This window comes from Vibrio sp. L5-1, from assembly GCF_021728315.1.
GTDB classification, from domain to species: Bacteria; Pseudomonadota; Gammaproteobacteria; order Enterobacterales; family Vibrionaceae; genus Vibrio; species Vibrio splendidus_K.
The window spans coordinates 69,132-85,482 of sequence record NZ_JAKKCQ010000001.1 but is presented as its reverse complement, the minus strand read 5'-3'; the positions used below and the strand labels follow the sequence as shown (position 1 = coordinate 85,482).

The window sequence follows — 16,351 nt, the reverse complement described above, 5'->3', positions numbered from 1 at the left end:
ATGAGCGGAAAACCTTCATACAACATTTCAGTTCCAGCGCTACGTCTTAGCATAGGGTTTAGCGTCGTACTGGCGGCGCTCGCTTTCTATTTGTACTTTTCTTGGTCAAAAGTAGATTCCGTCGCGCAAGTGCAAAACGCCCCGCTGCTGATACAAGCCCAACAGTTAAATCAAACCATAGAGCTCGATATTCAAACCTTACAGCAATGCCTAAAAGCTAATAACTGCAGTACCCGTGAATTGAACCTTTCTATTTTGAAAGGTGAAATTGATGAATTTCGGTCTTTGGCTTCATTGAACAAAACCGAATTCAGTTTGGTTGGTGCGACCGAATATACGCAACTTGAATTGGCGATTAACCGATTTTCTGACAGCGTGAAAGCCCGTAACGATGTTTTGGACTTGTATTTATCACTGACTAACAACTACCTACAAATGGATGATAACTATCGCACCATGTTTAACAACCATGCGAGCGACTTGATGTCTGAGAAAAACGAGTTCTTTATCTGGTTGTTTATGGTGGTTCTGATATTAACTGTGATTACGGTTTTATCTAACTCAGTCGCGATGTTGAAACTGAAGAAATCCAGTTCGAATGAACGAGAAATCGACTATGAATTCGATGCTCTGTACCAAGAGCTCAAACACTTAGATTTACAAAGACTAGAAGAACTTCTTAACGAAGTAAGCATCAATCCTAAACAACGCCAGATTTACTCTCACCTCAAATTGATCTTCAGTAAATTAGAAGACCAGAAGCGCAACAACGACCTCTATAAACAGCTGTATGCGCTAATCGGATATGAGATTCGTGGAATCACCAACACCATTAATGGTGGTGTGCAATATCTCGTTCAAGAAACCGATGAAAATGGTGTATTGATGGCGAAAGATATTACCTCTGCGTGTAACACCTTATCTGAGCTCGCTGAAAACTATAACCGATTGATTTCACAAGGGACAGAAAGTAAATCGAAAGAGTTTTCGCTTCTGAGCGTGTTGTCTGAGTTGATGATTCATATCAGCGCAAAAGTGCAACGTAATGAAGGTCAGCTCGACTGCTTTATTTCTGACAATTTACCGAACCGTGTTGAAGGCCAATCCACCAGCTTGTTTTGGATACTGTTCTTACAACTTTCCAATGCCATTCAACTCAAGTCGAATAAGAAGTTATTTGTGACGATAGAGTCTGGCGCGGCTTCGGATATGGAAAATACGCGTGTCACCATCAATCTCAACTTCCTTTCAACGTTAAATGTCTCTGTCGCCAAGCTCAATAAGCTTCATTGGAGCGCTCATAAGCACCATACAGCTAACACCGACGACTTAGCGAAAAGCGTTTTAAAAGATTACGGGTATTACGAAAGTCACTGGTTCCAATCGGGTACACAGGAACGTTTTCAGATCGAGCTTGATCTCAAGGCGAAGAATTTCCATACCGAGAAAACTCGCTTCGACGGCAAACGTTTACTGCTTTGTGCCAATACTCAAGTTCGTATCGATGTAATGAAGAAAATGCTCAACAACTTGGGGCTTGATATCACTGAAATCCGCACTGCAAATGAGTTGTTTTCAGCGGCGAAGACCTTTGGTGAGTACGATGCCATCATGCTGACCGATACCTTTGAACCTAACAAGCTGCCATCACTGAGCAAAACAGTGAAATCTCAACTTAAGAATCATCCAAATACCAAGCTGTTGCTGTCAGTAACCAATACTCAGCATGCACAAGAGTGTCACAGCTTCGTCGATAAGATCATCAACTCCCCTGCGATTCCTTATGAGTTTATTCCGAACTTACTCACCATTATGGAAGCAGAAGCATCAGAAGAGCAGATGGAAAACAGTTCATTCCTTATCGTAGAGGATGACCGAGTTCAACAAATCTTACTTAAACGAATCCTCACCAAACAAGAGTATGAACCAGACACGGTTGGCGATGGTGCCGACGCAGTTGAGCACTTTATGAATAAACGTTCTGACATCATCTTCATGGACTGCATCATGCCAGGTATGGGCGGCATTGAAGCGACCAAACGCATTCGCCAGTTTGAACAAGAGAACGAGAAAAACCCTTGTACCATCATAGGGGCAACCGCATTGACCAGCAGTAACGAACACCAGGCTTGTATTGAAGCCGGAATGGATTACGTGATCAGCAAACCTTACAAAAGCGACCAAATCATCAAGGTGATCAACAAGTATGTGGCGGTACAGAAACTTAACTAGCAGCATTATGGCTGCGCTTGCATTCAGCACGACACCTTCAGCATCGGCGACAACCCTGCTTGAGGCAGTAGAACTCGGCCTGCAAAACAGCCTGTCCCTTCGCGCCAGTGATAAGGGTGTGGAAGAGAACGAATACAACATTGGTATCAGCCGCTCTAAGTTTCTTCCTTCACTTAACGGCGCTGCCGATACCACATGGAATGAAAACGAAACCTTGTTATCTAGCGTGCCTGATGAAACATCAAGCTATAACTCAAATAGCTACAGCCTTTCCCTTTCGCAATCAGTATTTAACCTAGGCGATATTTTCAAATACGGAACGGCAAAGCTCGACTTCAATATCGAAGAGATTAAACACGAGAATAAAATCCAAAGCACCATCTCTGAAATAGGCTCTCAATACTTCGAGTATTTGAAAAACAACGCGCAGATAAAAGCGACCAAGGTCGAACTTAAGTCATCTGAAACGCGTGAACATCAGATGCGACGCAACGTAGAGTTAGGCAACACCGCCGCTAGTGAACTGTACGAAGTTATCGCTCAGAAAGAAGGAGTGTCAAATCGGTTAAGAACTTTGCAGAAAGACCGTCGCGTCATTCTCAATGGGCTCTCTATTCAGATTCAGTACCCTATCACTCCGTCGCAAGATATATACGAAAGCGTGCCATTAAAAGAGATCAACGAAAGCGAACAACGCTCAATCATGGATCAAGCATTAAAGCTCAACAACGACTTGTTAGTAGCGAAAAAAAACGTCGAGAGAAGCCGGAGAAGCTTAAAAGAGAGCGGTACAAACTTCTTACCTACCGTGTCGCTTTCAGCTAGCTATCGTCACGATGACGCCAATAATTACGATAAAACCGACATCACTGCGACAGGCGAAAGCAACTCTACCAGTGTTGGCTTGAATCTAGCCTTGCCTATCTTGTCTGGTGGCTCTGACTACTATGGATATCAAAAATCATCGACAGCGATTGAACGTACCGAGCTACTTTATCAAGACTCGCTTTACACCACACGCAACAGCGTCAACACCTCTGTACTCAACATTAATGATTTCTCCCAGTCTATAAGCAGTTACGAAAACATCATTCGCGCCAACTACGCCTCTTACAAAGGTATTCAACGAGCTTACCAATTAGGTACGCGTACGATCACTGATTTATTGGCCGCCGAAAGTAAACTGTTCAGCGCCCTAAGAGATTACGAAAGCGCTCGATACGACTACATCATCGAAACCATTAAGCTTGAGCAAGTCAAAGGCGTGCTTTCGATTCAATCCATAGAAAGCATCATGCAATTGATGAGCGATATTGAAGGGCGCAACAATCAAGAACTCGTGCCGAAACACCTTCTCTCAACGGAGTCGTTGAAAACAGGAGGCCGCAATGCAAACTGAGCAGTTTTCACAAAAGATCAATATGGCAGATAAGTGCTACCTGACTTTCTCTACGATAATTTCCACCCTGTTTGGCTTGGTACTGCCCTTCTCTATTCTGATCATTTTTGACCGAGTGTTACCCAACCAAGCACAAGATACTCTGTTCTTATTGTTCGCGATTATCTTGATTTCCATCTTCCTCGACTATCACCTGAAAAATCAGGAAGAGGAGATATCTTCCGTCATCATGAGGCAGTTTGAGACCAACTTAACCAACAAGGTGTTCCAATCCATCTGTTTGGCTGAAATATCTAAATTCCGCCGTTTAGAACCGGGCGAATACTTAGAGCGAATCTCAACCATTCCTGAACTAAAAACCTTCTTTGGAGGAGAATCGGTTCGAGCGCTGATCAACCTAGCTGTCAGCGTAATAACCATCCTCATTATTGGCCTTATCAACGTATGGGCTGGCGTTACGCTTTTGATTGCCTCACTCATTTTAGCTATTTTCGCTTGGAGCCTTTCTAAACAGAAGATTGGCAGCCTACAAAATAAGTCAGACATAGAAGGCTTAACCACTTCCAAAATCATCGAGATCATTTCTAGCCCGCTGGATATCAAAGCGCGAAACATGGAATACCGCGTTGAAAGCCTGATGACACAAATGGTCGAGGAACGTGAAGTTGAAAACATCAAATACGAACAGATTGAATCGAACTTCGGCTTGATCTTGGCGCTGATCCAACAGCTTTCCATTGCTTGCGTTGTTGTAGTACTAGCAACCGCCGTTATCAACATGGAATCAAGCCAAGGCATTATGGCAGCGATCATCATGCTGACCAACCGTTACTTCGCGCCCTACCAACAAGTGATGCGTACCGCGAGCCGTTGGGAATTGAACAAGCTTCACATACAGCGTATCGCCGAGCTTCTTGAACTGGCAGCGTCTGTTGAACACCAACATGAAACCACAGAAGTAGAACGTATTTCGGTTAAGTATTCTGAAAAGCAGCGTATCGAGTTCGAACTCGGCCAAGCCTATCTGCTGACAGGGAAAAGTGGTTCAGGTAAGACCCACCTTGCTAACTGTATTACGCGACAGAACAGTGACAGCAAACTCGATATCATGATTAACGACACGCCTTTAGATGACGTCAATTACAACGTTTGGCGTAACAGCGTGCTGATGGTTGATAAAACAAGCTCGTTCGTAGAAGGGACGATTATCGATAACCTCACCTGTTTCCGACCAAGCTTGAATAACACGGCGTTTGCACTGTGTGAAACCATGAACATCAAGGCGCAAATTGACGGGCTTCCTGCCGGTTTTTATACCGAACTCAAAGGGCACATGCGCAATCCATTCTCTCGCCAAGTTGGATACGCTCTGTTATTAGTCCGAGCCCTGCTCGCCAGTAAACGTGTATTGATATTTGATGACATCGATTGCGTGTTTGATGAGGAATTTGCACGAGTGGTACTTACCAGCACAGCTTACCGTGCCAATGACAAAATTCTAATCATCGCCAGCAATAAAATGGACAAACTTAACCACCGCCTCAAACGCGTAAAACTTACCGGAGGTGACCAATGAGTATCCTTGTAGACTTCAATAATGTTCCACAGCGTGTCTTGGATTTTGAATCTAGCGGATACGACGAACGTTACAGTCAATCTCCTCTTATTCGTGGTTTAGCCTACACCCTGATAGCACTCGAATGGGAAGGCACTCCCGCAATACTCAGCGATGCTTTTATTCCAAAATCCAAAGACGGCGACAGCTTTACAGCAACCATCGAGCGCCTTGGGTATCGCTGTGATGTGACCAAGCTAAAGACACTCGAGAATATCGATAAGCACCCTCACCCATGCTTTATTGAAATAGAGAATCTAAGTGCGATTTTCTTAGGCACCAAAGATGGAAGGCTGCTGTTGTTTGATTACACAAATAACAACACCATTGAATACCCAATGTGTAAAAAACCCTGTTTGCTGATTGCTATTAGTGAATATTCTCGTCTGTTCCGAGAACCACCACCGGAATCTCAAGACAGAAGCAATTGGATTAAATACGCTTTTTATCGTTACAACAATGAACTCAAAAGCCTGATTATCTTGAGCTTCGTGATCAGTATTTTAGGTGCGTTGCAGCCGTTCTTTATTATGAGCGTGTATAACTTCGCTCTTACTTCTAGCTCTCAAGCAACACTCTATTGGCTAACCTTATTTGCTGTGATTGTTGGCTTCTCTGAGTATTTCTTTAAGAAGATGCGAGTCAACATCATTGCCACCTCCGGTAAAGATCTCGCGGTACACATATCCCAAGCCGTAATATCGAAGCTTCTTTGGCTGCCCTACGCGATGACATCAACCGCAGGGGTCTCGTCACAATTGGCTCGTTTGAAAGATATCGATACCTTCCGACGCTTAGTGACAGCAGAATCGACCCTCAGCTACTTTGATATGCCGTTTGTGATTGTGTTTATCATCGCGATAGCCCTTATGTCGGGCACAGCTGCTCTTGTGGTAATGGGCGGCTTAATATTGATGTTGGTGTTCTGTGTTTACTCACGTTATATCTATTCTCAAGCCACATCCAAAAGCTCTCGCGCCAATGCCATGGTCTCTTATCAATGGAATGAAATCCTTCGTGGTATCAAGACCATTCAGGGTTTGCCTTTACTGCGCGTGGTTCAATCTCGTTTTAGTGCCTCCCATATGCAAAGCACTAGTGATGCGGAGAATGTTGCTGTAACCAACAGTAAAATTCAGGCTGCAGGCGGTAGTTTGATTCAGGTGATTGGTACGGCAAGTATCGTGACCGCAGTAATCGGAGTCATGGAAGGCACTTCTGATGCGGGTGCGATGCTTGCAACCGTTATTCTCGTTTGGAAAGCACTAGGCCCGATAATGGGCATCTATAACTCAATTTCTAAGTTTCAATCCATCAAGGCTTCGTCGGCACAGATCAACAACTTGATGTCGATGAATGACGATAAACTGACCTTAGAGAAGAGCCCGCCTATTCGCTTGTTCCAAGGTAGCATTGTGGGCAGTGGTGTGAGTCACCGTTACACAGGAGCAGCAACAGGATTAACCAACCTTGGCTTTAAGATACCTCCCAGTGCAAAAGTCGTCATATGTGGACCGACAGGCAGCGGAAAGACCACGCTCATTTCAATCATGGCTGGTTTAGAAGATCGTTATCAGGGCGCGGTGTCTGTCGATGGCTATAACATTAAACAATTCAACAGCTATCGCTATCGCACATCGATTAACTACATCCCCTTCAATTTGCACATTTTCGAAGGTTCTTTGGAGACCAATTTCATTTTACACAATGGATTGATTCCGACAGAGAAAATGCAGGAGATGGTGAGCTTCTTCGAGCTAGACGAATGGCTGCCAGAAGGCTTGGCGACTCAATTGAGTGTCGATAAGTGCAAAGGTCTTCCGAATGGCATTCAACAAAAGCTGCGTTTGGCGCTTGGGTTAGGCAACTGTGAGCAATATCTGATAATCATTGATGAACCGTTCAACGGGGCTGAAAATGAAAACGCGCAGTATTTTAACCGCCTGTTCAGCGATAAGTTGTTGAACAAAACAGTCATTTTTTCAACCAATGATCCCGGTTTGATCGCTACTTCAAACATGAGTTTAGTTCTAGAGCCTGATGGCAACTTGAAATATTTTGGCTTAACAGACAAATACTTAAACAGTTTAAGTTAAACACGACGATGCTTACTCACAGATCACTCGTTCAATAAATGGATGTAATTGACAAAAACATAAGTGAGAGAGATGATTCGCTCTTAAATCACATTTAACAAGGAAGCAAATGTACACATTCGTTGCAGACAAGCTTGATGTCGCTTACTTATCCGCAATTCCTGAAAACCATCAACTTCAGGGCTGCGATGTGCCTGAAGAGGAGATCGAACTTCGAGAGATCGTTGAGGTTTGGTATGAGTGTGCCTTTCTACCCGCTTTCAACCTTCAGAAAGTCGATATCGAGAACAAAGCTGAGCTAACCGTCATACAAACACATGTTTTGAACAACGATACGAGTACGCTCGCTTTCCTACTCAAAAACAGAGTGTATCGCGCCGCACTGAACAGAATGCTAGGGGTTTGGACATTAGAACCCTCAGCAAAAACCGTGTTAGAGCAACTTCTGTTTGAACTAAGCCTCGATAAAAAGCTCCCTCATTAACTCGCTTTATAAGCTATTCATCAATAAGCATAAAAATTAAACCGACTGACAATCGCTATAAGTTGCTAGTAAGAGAACATATTTCAAAATAAGCTCTGGAATCACAAGAACTTATACCCCTCCCACACTTCCATTAAATTTACCGTTTCAAGGTTTCCATATCCGCATTTTTATTCTACTGTTTTTATATAAAAACAGTTGGATGGATCCTTATATGGCGATTACGGTCTGGAATAACCTTTCAGTCAAACATAAACTCTTTGGCTTAGTTCTACTTCCCATTTCACTACTGCTCTTTCTAGCAGGCAGACAAGCGTATATTTTAACGACTCAGTTAACCGATTTTGAACGAACCAATCAGTTATCTGTGTATCTTCAAGATATTTCAGTCTTATATCGGAGCACTCTGGCTTCTAGCCCTGAAGAATTCGCGACGCAAAGCAGCCAAGTAAAGGCAGAACTAAAAACACTTTCTCCAGCTATATTTTTAAACACTTCTGATGAAATGAACCAACTGGTTGCAGACTTCAGCGAAGCGACTCTATCAACGATGGAAGCGACTGATAGTTACGATAAATTGGATGCACTTGAATGGCAGAGTGATTTGTACAAACAGTTGCTCCTTGAGATAGAAAAAGTCCCTTTCGAAAACACCAAGCGTGAAATTCAACAACACCTCACCGCGTTACAACAGCTTGAATGGCTGATGTTTTGGTCAAATGAAGAATTTAAACTGGGTACCTCATTGATTGAGATATTCCAAAATAGCCAAGAATACGATCCAGAACTCGCTGAACAGATCGAAACTCTGAGTGAAAGACAACAACTGTTCCTAGAACGCTTTGTGTCATTGAATGCCAACGAACATCAAGTGTCATTGATGGTTGAAGTGTTTAGAAACGATGTATTTGCTCAAAGCCAAGAGATCCGCAGCGCCCTACTCGACCTAAACGCAATCAGCCAACTGACGCCACAAGAGATTTCAGTCGGATTAGAGGCTATGAGTGCTCGACTCAGCTTATTGCAAAGCCTCGGTAATGTTATCAAGCAAGAGTTCCAACAGGAAGTTGAGCAAGCCATCTATGAAGCGCAAATCCAACGAACACTGTTTATCTCCATCGTTGCTTTGCTCGCGACCATTGTAATGGGATTAACCCTAAGCTTGGCACGACAAGTCACCAACAACCTGAATTTGGTGTTGGCTTTCTTGAAAAGCGAAAATGATGAAACTCGACCTTCTTTGGATAAGCTGATTCAAGGCAAAGATGAACTCAGCCTATTTGCTCAGCAAGTTGAACGGTTGACCATCGAGCGAGAACTTGCAAAAGACAAGCTTACGATAGCGAAAGAAGACGCTGAGCGAGCCAAAGAAGACGCTGAAGAAGCGAAAGATCATGCAATACAAGCGAGCAAAGCGAAAAGCAGCTTCTTAGCTAATATGTCTCATGAAATTCGTACCCCACTCAATGGCGTTATTGGTATTTCCGAGATTCTTGCAGATACCCCACTCACACCCACACAGCGTGATTATGTGGATACGATTGAAACTTCATCCCAACTGCTACTGAGCTTGATCAACGATATCTTAGACTTCTCGAAGATTGAATCTGGCATGCTGTTAATCAGCCCGCACTCGGCGTCGATTAGAGAATCGATATACGACATAGCCTCTATTGTTGCGCCAAAAGCGAAAGAGCAAAAAATATCGGTTAACGTTGATATCAGCCCAGACACACCTGCACGCGTGATGATCGACGATCACCGCTTAAGACAGATCCTAATGAACTTTATGTCGAATGCAGTGAAGTTCACGGCAGAAGGTGGCGTCACATTATCAATCCAAACGCTCGAACAATCTGACGATAATGTCACCATTCGATTTGCCGTTCGCGACACAGGTATTGGTATCGGCAAGCAACAACAGAAACAAATATTCGAGCCCTTTGCTCAAGAAGATGACTCAACTACACGTCAGTTTGGCGGTACTGGTCTTGGCCTCGCCATCAGTACACAGTTGGTCGAACTGATGGGTGGCCAGATTCAGCTCGATTCAGTTAAGGGGAAAGGCAGCTGTTTCTACTTCGACTTAGAATTACCCGTTGACATCATGCTACCTAAACCAAGCACGGCAACCGCTGACATTTATATTCTGGGTAACGAGAGCATGCTTTCTACACGAATAGAATGCGACCTTAACCTTTATGGCTTAAAGGTAACTCAGCGAATGAATAACACTTCCGCGATGACCGAACAACTCGCGACTCAGAAACACAATAAACCGATTACTGTCGTTTTCGCTGAAGATGATGCATTCCTAGCTAATACCCACGCAGATAACTTAGCTAAGCTGCACCAGAATGGCATCACTATCTGTTTGATACGTTCTTTCTTAAGTGAGCCTGCGGATCTTGGCGACAGTGTTACTGCACAAGTCGCACAACCCCTACTCGGCTTACGTTTAATTAAAGCTATTGAGCTCTGTGATACGCAGGGTTTAGCTGAGCTTTCAGAGGCAAGCCAACAACCTCTAGAGATCCAACATAAGATACTCATCGTCGAAGACAACAAGATCAACCAAAAAATTGCTGGGCTTCATGTCGGTAAAAGTGGTTTTGAATTCGAGTTCGCTAATAATGGTCAGGAAGCTGTGGACATGTTCACCGCAAATCCTCATTACGCAGTGATACTGATGGACTGTATGATGCCCATCATGGATGGCTTTGAAGCGACAAGCAACATTCGACGCGTTGAAAAAGAGACCAATGCCACGCGTCGTATCCCTATCATCGCCTTAACCGCCAGTGTGATTGATGATGATATTCAAAAGTGTTTCGACGTAGGTATGGATGACTATGTACCAAAGCCTTTCAAATTTGAAATGCTAAAAGAAAAAGTACTTGCCGCCGTTGAAGCGATGCCACTTCCTGCTGCCTACAAAACTAAATCTACGAAAAAACCCACGACCGTAACACCGATTCTTAATGCTGCGGCTAAGCGAACATTGCCAGAAGAAAGAGTACAAAACACGGTTCCGAGTAAATCTGAAAGAATACTGCTCGTCGAAGACAATCGAGTTAACCAAAAAGTCGCTTCTGTGATGTTAACAAAGGCGGGCTACGCGTTTGAAATCGCCGACAACGGACAAATCGCCGTCGACATGTACCAAAACGACAGTAGCTTCGACATTATTTTAATGGATTGCATGATGCCCGTTATGGACGGCTTCACTGCGACCAAAGAGATCAGAGAGCATGAGAAAAACCTAGGCTTAAGCAAAACTCCTATCATCGCGTTAACCGCCAGTGTTATCGACGATGATATTCAAAAGTGCTTTGATTCAGGCATGGATGGATATGTAGCGAAGCCCGTAAGAAAAGAAAAGCTATTCCATCAAATAGAAAGTGCGACTTGTTAGGAGATACCCATGGATTGGATTAGAACAATAAAAACACTTCCCCGCAGAGTCATGTTGCCAGTCGCGGTAGGGCTATTAGGAAGCTTGCTTCTTCTCAGCCCTGCTCACGCCGCTGAAGATTATGCCATATTTTCTTTAGACTCCGGATTTGAAGAGATATCAATAAACAAAGCGCGAAAGCTCTATAGAGGGAAAACTAAACGCCTCAATGGCAAACGTGTTGAACTGTCTGATTGGCCTGAGAACAGTGCCGAAAGAGAGGACTTTTATCAGCTTTTGCTTGGAAAAAATGCCGCTCAAATGAATGCACACTGGGCTGGTTTATCTTTTTCAGGAAAAGCGCGTTATCCAAGAGAAATCAAAACGGCGTCAACCGACAGCTTAGTGGACTGGCTTGATGACAAACCAAACCGTATTGGTTACTCCCCACTCTCTTCGGTTCCTCAAAATGCCAACATTCTCTACGTTATAAGTTCGGAGAAATAATATGAAAAGAATAATTACGTCAGTACTGTGTGCTTCAGTTGCCTCTCCGGCTTTTGCGATTATTGAACTTACCGATAATTTTTCGTTAAGCGGATTCGGTTCTACTTCTTGGGCAACCTCAGATAACGATAATCCATTAATCATCAACCGCGGTTTTACCGATGAAAATTGTTACGACTGTGATACCACATTTGGGGTTCAGTTAGACTACTTCTACAACTCATTCAAAGCTTCTGTGCAAGTTGTCAAACCACCCCAATATGATTGGAGTGACCCTCAATTAGAGTGGGCTTACGTCGGTTATGAGTTTAACGACTTCGATGTCAGTGTTGGACGCTTAAGGCTGCCACTGTTCCTTGCCTCTGAATACTACTATGTCGGCCAAGCCTATATGACGGCGAGACCCCCAACAGAGGTATATAACGCCGTATTAGGTATTACTGCCTTCAATGGTATCAAAGTGAGTTGGACTCACGATGTAAGTGATGAGGCGACTCTATTACTCTCCCCGTTCTTCGGTATAAAAGACAACAATGAGGTCGACTTCAATTCGACAACTGAGCTGGAGTTTGAAACAAATCGAATGTTTGGTGCCAATCTACAATTGAGTGGAGAAGATTATCGTTGGAATTTGTCATTCCTCGATTCCAATTTTGACCAAACCGTAAAGATTAAAAACATCGGTTCACTTCCAACAGCAGACAACCAACACATCCAACTTTGGTCGTTAGGTGCTGAATATGAATTTGGTCAAGCTGTACTTGCCAGTGAAGGGCAAATTAGCGACTTCTCTTCATCCATGTACGCAAGTCTTGGCTACCACTTAGGGTCATTCACGCCTTACGTCGTTTATGGCGCACAATTTGACTCCAATGAACACTTAGAGGGGAACAGCTACTTAATTGGCGTTGACTATGATGTGTTACCTAACGTGTCTATTAATGGTGAAGTGCAATATTTTGAGGCTCGTAAAGCAAACGGTGCCTTTGTTGAGGATTTCAACGCACTTACTGGTTTTGATGACAAAGATGCCGTCCTTTACACCATCATGTTGAGTTTCGTTTTCTAACCCAGAATTAAACAATCACCATTAAATAAAAGCCCAAGGTAATCAAATAACCTTGGGCTTTTTAATGTTGGTAAGCAAACAACGCTTAGTATTTAAATAATACTTTCACGTCACCTGTTACAGCGGCTTCGTCGACATAACCAATTGCGTTGGTTTTTGAAGCAACCGTTGTGATTGCTTCGTTGTAGTCTGCAACCTGGATTGGCGCTTCAGCTTTACCGGTAAATACAAGTCGCGACCACGCTGATTGAAGTTGTGATTCGCTGCGCCCCGTCGCCACCTCATGGAAGGCTAGTCGACCTTCAGAACCATCAGCCAGCTCGATGATCTGTGCTTTGGTACCATTCGATAGCTTGCTTTTCTTACCCATGAATAACTTTTTAACGTCAGATTTAGATAGAGAATCAACGCCAGCATTGTTACCAATCACTACCATTCCAGCAAAAGCGTTAAATGAAAGAACCGCTACGGTTATTGCTGCCAGTAAACTTTTCATGTTGCCTCCTTAGAATACGAAATCAAGACGTGCTGAATAGACAATAGAGCTGTCTTCAAGGTAGTTACCCGTTGCAATATATGGGTTTGCTGTTGTTTCAACATTGCTTTGGAACCCACCACTAGTATCTCGGTAATCCACATACGTCACATCCGCTTTTAAAGACATGTTCTTAGCGAAATCCCAACGACTACCAACAGAGTAAGAAAGACGCTCGTAATTCATCGACTCTTTAATTGCCGTCGTAGTCATGTTTTCACGCTCTTCGTTGTCTGTTGTTTCAACCCAGCTAACAGAAACGTAAGGCGTAAATTCATTAATTCGGTAACCGACCAAGCCAGAAACCGATTGATAGTCATAAAACTGCCCTTCCAACTGAACATCCGCAGCTTCAACATTAACTAACAGATCACCATTGTCATATTGAGCACCCAAGGAGATGAACTGACCATCTTGGCTATCTAGCATTGCACCCAATTGACAATACGGGTCTTGTGAGTTTTGGAAATCACAAGAAGGGTTTGACTCAGCAACAAAGTACGAACCACGGAAAGTAAAATCATCAACGTTCCAGTTGGCACTGATACCGAATAGTTTATCCAGTTTAACTTCACCAACAATTGAGTCGTCTTCATCAATAGTACCAATACCGACCACAGGCTGAAGAAGAATGCTTGAATCTTCAAGCTCAATCGGAATCAATAAATCAGCGCCCGTATAGCCCTTTAAAACAATGTTTTCATACAATTCTTGAGAAGGTCTGATCATAGGGTATGCATAACCAAGATCAGTGTAGTCAGAGTAGAAAAACAGAGGTAGACGCAGCTTACCTGCACGGGCAGTAAATGAATCAAAATCATAAGAGGCGTAAGCCATTTCGATTTTTGGTTCATAGTCATAACGGCTGTTTGCAACAATTTGCGTCACGAACTTCGCTCGCTCGTTAACTTGAAAATCAAACTGCAAGCCCGCTAGTGTTTCTTGCTCCCAATCCAACTTTTCGTCCGTGTAGCCAGCATAACCGATCGCGTTATCTGACTTACCGATACCTACAGAACCAAATCCGCTAATACGAAGGTTATCCATATTTGCAGCATTTGCTCCAAACGCCATACTTACTAGGGCAGCAACCACTGTCTTCTTCATAACTAACTCCAATTTGTTATGTTGTTTCTTGTTTTTATGTAATTAACCCAAATGTTGGGCATACTCCCGCCCTCCTTGAGGCATAGCCAGAAAGAGAGAAGGAATGATTCTAGGGGGCTTAACTCACCTTAAAGTGGCCAGTTAATGTTGATATGTTACGAGTGACTTCCTGAATGTCATGAGCAACTGCATCGACTTGTTGAACGCTGTTGCTTGTACCTTCTGCCATTTTTCTAATTTCTTCGACAAAAGTTTCTATACGAGTTGAAGTTTGTTCCTGCTCTTCAGTTGCAGCGGCAATACTTTCGTTTCGCTGACTGATTTCAGTGATCTCGGAAGTGATTTTTTGTAGCGAGTTTTCAGCAACAAGTGACTTTTCAACGCAAGTTTCAGCTTTCGTCACGCTATCCGAAATGATCGTAGAGGCTGTTTTAGCTTGCTCTTGTAACTGCAAAAGTACAGATTGGATTTCTTGTGTCGACGTTTGTGTTCTTGATGCTAACGTTCTAACTTCATCAGCAACAACAGCAAAACCACGACCTTGCTCACCAGCACGTGCCGCTTCGATTGCAGCATTTAGTGCCAGTAGATTTGTTTGCTCAGCAATAGCGCTTATCGCCTCTAAGATAGATCCGGCACTTTGAGTCTTGTCATTCAATTGCTTAACCACTTGTGAAGCATTGCCTACATCTTGCGTCAGTTCTTGCACGGCTAAAATGGTACTTTTAACCTGCTGCTCTCCTAGTGTCGCCTGTTCACTGGCACTCGAAGCAGAAGTCGAAGCATCATTCGCGTTCGTTGCGATCTCTCTGGCAGCAACAAACAACTGATTTAATGAACTAGATACTTCTTCAATAGAAAGATGTTGTTTGGTTGAAAGTTCGTTCGTGACCTGACTAGATCTCACCAAAGAGCCAGAAATAGTGTCCAATTGAGTGACGTTTTCGATTGTATGCGTCACGTTTTGTTGTAGGTGAGAAACAAAGCTATTGAATGATTCAACTAGAGGTTTTAGTTCGTCGTTTTTCTCGTGTTGTAAGCGAACGGTTAGGTCACCATCTCCTTCCGCAATATCACGCATTTTATCACTGATGTTTGCTAAATCTTTCCGTATACCTTTTACAACAAACCACCCAAAGATACACATAGCAAGCATGGCTAATGCACCTGAAATACTCATGATCTGGTTAGCTGCTTTGTTATTCGATTCCAACTCTTGCACTGCGTTCTCAAACTCTGACTGACGAGCCGACGAAAACTCACTCATCCCCGTAGTAAGCTCTTCTAAAATTGCAGTGCTTTGCTTCGCGAGACGACCTGCCTCACTAAGGCTAATTTCTTCGTCGATCATGCCTTGCGCGATACGATAAGCCAGATCGAAATATTGATTGGTTTGATTTTGCAAAAGTGCGGATGAACCCTGTAAAGATGGGTCCAATGAAATTTGAATATTGAAGTTGCTTTGGATCGCAGCAAGAGTTTGCTTATTCATCTCCAAAATCTCTTCATCACCGAGAGTCACGGCTAAATTAAAACGCTCTGCTAATTGAGAGATTAAAACACTATTCAACGAAGCAGAATTCATGACAGGATAAGTCACTTGATCAATTCGATTAACCTGCTTTGTATTGTTGGTTAATGTATCCCCTCCAACAAATAGAATACTAATAAACCCGACTAACGAAACTAAACATAACGCTAGAATTCTATTCTTGATCGATAGTGTAAACATAAGCTTTCCTTGCTAAACAGTATGATAAACTGCACTAATTATTCGAACAATAACAGATCTGACCAGTATATCAATCTGTCACACCAAAAATAGTGACAGAAATGTTAATATTATTTATAAACTGTTATCTCAGAAAAATAACCATATAAATCAACATGTATAAATAACCATTTTATTAAAA

11 protein-coding genes are annotated in these 16,351 nt (G+C 43.1%); 8 read left to right on the top strand and 3 right to left on the bottom strand.

The genetic code is table 11. The features are described 5' to 3' along the window. The 8 genes from L3V35_RS00355 to L3V35_RS00320 all read left to right on the top strand — a co-directional run bounded on the left by L3V35_RS00355 (nucleotide 1) and on the right by L3V35_RS00320 (nucleotide 12,796). On the top strand, nucleotides 1-2,232 hold the full coding sequence (locus L3V35_RS00355) for a response regulator (protein WP_237298077.1): 2,232 nt from the start codon (nucleotides 1-3) through the stop codon (nucleotides 2,230-2,232). Further along, nucleotides 2,207-3,631: a TolC family protein gene (locus tag L3V35_RS00350; RefSeq protein ID WP_237298076.1), complete on the top strand. Its 1,425-nt coding sequence runs from the start codon at nucleotides 2,207-2,209 to the stop codon at nucleotides 3,629-3,631. Before L3V35_RS00355 ends, L3V35_RS00350 begins: the two co-directional genes overlap by 26 nt. Next, the gene (locus L3V35_RS00345; protein ID WP_237298075.1) at nucleotides 3,621-5,207 is read left to right on the top strand and encodes an ABC transporter transmembrane domain-containing protein; all 1,587 of its coding nucleotides are present in this window, start codon (nucleotides 3,621-3,623) and stop codon (nucleotides 5,205-5,207) included. Before L3V35_RS00350 ends, L3V35_RS00345 begins: the two co-directional genes overlap by 11 nt. Further along, nucleotides 5,204-7,342: an ATP-binding cassette domain-containing protein gene (locus L3V35_RS00340; protein ID WP_237298074.1), complete on the top strand. Its 2,139-nt coding sequence runs from the start codon at nucleotides 5,204-5,206 to the stop codon at nucleotides 7,340-7,342. The genes L3V35_RS00345 and L3V35_RS00340 overlap by 4 nt, the downstream gene beginning before the upstream one ends. A 109-nt stretch (nucleotides 7,343-7,451) precedes the next feature. Then, nucleotides 7,452-7,826 carry a hypothetical protein gene (locus L3V35_RS00335; RefSeq protein ID WP_237298073.1) on the top strand — a complete coding sequence of 125 codons (375 nt, stop codon included), beginning with the start codon at nucleotides 7,452-7,454 and terminating at the stop codon, nucleotides 7,824-7,826. A 214-nt stretch (nucleotides 7,827-8,040) separates the two neighbouring features. Continuing rightward, nucleotides 8,041-11,241: a response regulator gene (locus tag L3V35_RS00330; protein WP_237298072.1), complete on the top strand. Its 3,201-nt coding sequence runs from the start codon at nucleotides 8,041-8,043 to the stop codon at nucleotides 11,239-11,241. Between the two features lie 9 nt (nucleotides 11,242-11,250). Then, nucleotides 11,251-11,727, top strand: coding sequence for a hypothetical protein (locus L3V35_RS00325; protein ID WP_017080103.1), 477 nt, complete (start codon nucleotides 11,251-11,253; stop codon nucleotides 11,725-11,727). 1 nt (nucleotide 11,728) lies between these two features. Then, entirely contained in the window at nucleotides 11,729-12,796 is a 1,068-nt protein-coding gene (locus L3V35_RS00320; protein WP_146453759.1) for a sulfate ABC transporter permease, read from the top strand. A gap of 85 nt (nucleotides 12,797-12,881) precedes the next feature. On the opposite strand, the gene L3V35_RS00315 is transcribed toward L3V35_RS00320, so the two are convergent. The 3 genes from L3V35_RS00315 to L3V35_RS00305 all read right to left on the bottom strand — a co-directional run bounded on the left by L3V35_RS00315 (nucleotide 12,882) and on the right by L3V35_RS00305 (nucleotide 16,023). Beyond that, nucleotides 12,882-13,292: a phosphate ABC transporter substrate-binding protein gene (locus L3V35_RS00315; RefSeq protein ID WP_237298071.1), complete on the bottom strand. Its 411-nt coding sequence runs from the start codon at nucleotides 13,290-13,292 to the stop codon at nucleotides 12,882-12,884. Between the two features lie 9 nt (nucleotides 13,293-13,301). Next, nucleotides 13,302-14,438 (bottom strand): outer membrane beta-barrel protein, encoded by a 1,137-nt coding sequence (locus tag L3V35_RS00310; RefSeq protein ID WP_146453763.1) that lies wholly within the window; start codon nucleotides 14,436-14,438, stop codon nucleotides 13,302-13,304. Nucleotides 14,439-14,556: 118 nt separating this feature from the next. Further along, entirely contained in the window at nucleotides 14,557-16,023 is a 1,467-nt protein-coding gene (locus L3V35_RS00305; RefSeq protein WP_237290159.1) for a methyl-accepting chemotaxis protein, read from the bottom strand. Nucleotides 16,024-16,351 lie beyond the last annotated feature (328 nt).

What these genes read in the sequence shown, in the direction of transcription:
- L3V35_RS00355 (WP_237298077.1), top strand. Translation starts at nt 1, where the DNA reads ATGAGCGGAAAACCTTCATACAACATTTCAGTTCCAGCGCTACGTCTT.
- L3V35_RS00350 (WP_237298076.1), top strand. Translation starts at nt 2,207, where the DNA reads ATGTGGCGGTACAGAAACTTAACTAGCAGCATTATGGCTGCGCTTGCA.
- L3V35_RS00345 (WP_237298075.1), top strand. Translation starts at nt 3,621, where the DNA reads ATGCAAACTGAGCAGTTTTCACAAAAGATCAATATGGCAGATAAGTGC.
- L3V35_RS00340 (WP_237298074.1), top strand. Translation starts at nt 5,204, where the DNA reads ATGAGTATCCTTGTAGACTTCAATAATGTTCCACAGCGTGTCTTGGAT.
- L3V35_RS00335 (WP_237298073.1), top strand. Translation starts at nt 7,452, where the DNA reads ATGTACACATTCGTTGCAGACAAGCTTGATGTCGCTTACTTATCCGCA.
- L3V35_RS00330 (WP_237298072.1), top strand. Translation starts at nt 8,041, where the DNA reads ATGGCGATTACGGTCTGGAATAACCTTTCAGTCAAACATAAACTCTTT.
- L3V35_RS00325 (WP_017080103.1), top strand. Translation starts at nt 11,251, where the DNA reads ATGGATTGGATTAGAACAATAAAAACACTTCCCCGCAGAGTCATGTTG.
- L3V35_RS00320 (WP_146453759.1), top strand. Translation starts at nt 11,729, where the DNA reads ATGAAAAGAATAATTACGTCAGTACTGTGTGCTTCAGTTGCCTCTCCG.
- L3V35_RS00315 (WP_237298071.1), bottom strand. Translation starts at nt 13,292, where the DNA reads ATGAAAAGTTTACTGGCAGCAATAACCGTAGCGGTTCTTTCATTTAAC.
- L3V35_RS00310 (WP_146453763.1), bottom strand. Translation starts at nt 14,438, where the DNA reads ATGAAGAAGACAGTGGTTGCTGCCCTAGTAAGTATGGCGTTTGGAGCA.
- L3V35_RS00305 (WP_237290159.1), bottom strand. Translation starts at nt 16,023, where the DNA reads ATGAATTCTGCTTCGTTGAATAGTGTTTTAATCTCTCAATTAGCAGAG.